At 66.1% G+C, this 1,980-nt stretch carries 2 protein-coding genes; both read left to right on the plus strand.

From position 1 onward, the window contains the following. Positions 1–382 (plus strand): META domain-containing protein (locus MUO23_07515; protein ID MCJ7512802.1); only part of this gene is annotated, 382 nt, incomplete at its 5' end. A 108-nt stretch (positions 383–490) separates the two neighbouring features. Next, positions 491–1,657, plus strand: coding sequence for a hypothetical protein (locus MUO23_07520; protein MCJ7512803.1), 1,167 nt, complete (start codon positions 491–493; stop codon positions 1,655–1,657). Positions 1,658–1,980: the final 323 nt, after the last annotated feature.

Genomic DNA, 1,980 nt, shown 5'->3' on the forward strand with positions numbered 1-1,980 from the left:
ACCAACCGCAACCCCTGCGCCTCCCTTCGATGGCGCGGCCTACGACCTCTCGCAGGTGATGAACCCCAGCCTGGGGCAGATGCAGCCGGTCCTTGCGGGAACGCAGATCGACCTGCGCCTGTATCCGAACCTGACCTTCGAGGGTTCGTCCGGCTGCAACACCTACCGCGGCGAGTACCAGCTGCAAGGAAGCGCGATCCGGCTGAGCGTCGGACCGGTCACTCAACTGTTCTGTGCTGCGGCCGGCGTGATGGAGCAGGAGGCGGCCTACCTCGCCTGGTTGGGGAGTGCTTCTCAGTATCGGTACGAGAGCCCCAGCCTGTACCTGCTGGCGCCCGGTGAGACGCAAGATCAGGTCGTGCTGGAGTATGCCCGCCGCTGAACCTGACAGAGTCCCTCTACCCCTTCCACGCCGCGGCCAGATGCGGTAGGATGGCGCTTCCATGCCCGTAGGGTCGCACAAACCCGCGGACAGGAGGGAGAGGGACCCATGCCTGGAACAGGCAATCGGACGTGGATGGGATTGGGGCTTGCGGCCCTGGCGATAGCCTCGGCCTGCAGCCTGATCCCACTCGCTTCCCAGTCGAATGAAACCTCGGTCGCCGCGACCAACCCCGCGCCGACCGCGGGGCCGGTCGACACTGCCGAGGTCTGCCCAACACCGGACGCCGATACGACCCTGTACCTCAGCCGCGAGAACGGATTCTGCATGCTGGTCCCCTTTGGCATTGAGATCAGAGCCGACCCGCTCCGCCCGGATGAGATGATCTTCCTGCAAGGCCTGAGGGAGACAGCCGGGCCCAAGCAGCAGGAGACGGCGGCCGTCTGGATGCAGGTCGCCCAGAACGGGCCGGCAGATGGACTGGACAGCGCCGGCTACGCCCAGAAGTGGTCTGAGTTCTACGGGGTTTCGGACGTCTTTGGCCCGCCGGATCCGCCGGTCGAGCCCGAGGTGGCCACCCTAGGGGGCTTGCCGGCGACCGTTCTGAAGAACCTCCCCGGCATGATCCGCATGCAGAGCGCCTTCGTCGTGGCCGATGGCGTCAAGTACCAGCTGACGCTGGCACCGCAACCGGGGGACGTCCCGGAGCGGGACGCCGCGGCGCAATCGCTCTGGGACACCGTGACGGGCTCGATCGCCTTCTTCCCCCGCGAGAACCCGTCACCAGACGTCCGTGCGGAGCAGGTCTGCCCGGAGGCCGTGGAGGGCACGTTCGCCTACCGCAGCGATCGGCTGGGTGTATGCACGCTGCTTCCGGCGGACTTCGAGCCCCACCCGGAGATTCCTGAGGTCTTCGTCGGTGGGCCGGTCGTCGGCCAGGATCCGGACTTCGGGGAGGTTCGCACAACGCTGGCCTTCGGGACCTTCGGGTATACGGAGGCGGCAACGCCGGCTGACTTCCTCAGCGAACGGATGCAGTTCATCGAGCCCGGCTCGCTGGAGGCAGCGACGTTGGGGGGACATCCCGCCGCCACCTACATCGACACCAACGGCGCCTGGCCTTCACGCCAGGCGGTCATCCTGGTCGACGGTGACGTATACACACTCATGGTTCAGCCGTGGGATGTGGTGCGTTTCCCGGACGGAATGCCGGTCGCCGAGCGGGCCTGGCAGACGGTCACCGACAACCTGGCGTTCTTCGATCCATGGCGCTAGTACCCCAAGGCGCTTGGAGCTCGAAGTGCCGACGAACAGACGCCCAGCGCTTGCGCTGGGCGTCTGTGAGTGCCTTTGACACCGGAGGGTGAGCCGTCGCTCCGGTCGGCGAGTTGGAGAGCGGTGAACGACAGTCCGGTGGTCCCTACGGCCCGGTGGACCCTTACGGCCCTGTGTAGCCGGGGACCTGCTTGCGCTTGTACACGCTGGCTGAGTAGGCGGTGATGTCGGCGAACACACCCAGGCCGAGCCAGATCCAGTCAAAACCGCTCAGCGGGAAGACGATCACGTACATCAACACCGTCCATGGGATGAAGACCAAA

Source organism: Anaerolineales bacterium (genome assembly GCA_022866145.1).
Lineage (GTDB): Bacteria > Chloroflexota > Anaerolineae > Anaerolineales > E44-bin32 > PFL42.